The organism is Mesorhizobium sp. M7A.F.Ca.MR.362.00.0.0 (genome assembly GCF_004023175.1).
Taxonomy (GTDB): Bacteria; Pseudomonadota; Alphaproteobacteria; order Rhizobiales; family Rhizobiaceae; genus Mesorhizobium.
The window spans coordinates 1-424 of record NZ_RZTF01000563.1; the positions used below are offsets into that span (position 1 = coordinate 1).

Consider the following 424-nt stretch of genomic DNA (forward strand, 5'->3'; position numbering starts at 1 on the left):
ATGCCGGGCGCTGGCGGGTCCAGCCGGCGCGCGCCTATGTCAGCCGCGCCCGGCGAAGTGATTGGCCAGCGCCACCTTCGCCGCGAGCTGCATGAGGAGATCGCCGACCAGCACGCCGGCCAGCACGAGTGCCACGAGTTGCAGCCAGAACCGCCGCAGCAGCGAAAAACCTAGGGTGATCGGTCTGATGATATCGGCAAACATGAGGTTCTCTCACGATGCCACCCGCCAAAACCTTTCTAGCAAAGCATGATTGTTTTGCAAGGAAAGGGGTGGGGTCTCCTGCCAGGGGCAGAGCGAGGCGCCCCCCTCTGTCCTGCCGGACATCTCCCCCTCAAGTGGGGAGATCAGCAGCTTCGTCCTCGCCGCTTTCTCTCCAACGTTGAAAATTAGCGAAAGAGGTCATGACATCCGATCTCCCCCC

Annotated in this window: 1 protein-coding gene; it reads right to left on the reverse strand. The window is 62.0% G+C overall.

The window, feature by feature from the left end; genetic code table 11:
* Positions 1–39: 39 nt before the first annotated feature.
* Positions 40–204: a hypothetical protein gene (locus tag EOC06_RS40470; protein WP_164898927.1), complete on the reverse strand. Its 165-nt coding sequence runs from the start codon at positions 202–204 to the stop codon at positions 40–42.
* Between the last annotated feature and the right edge of the window lie 220 nt (positions 205–424).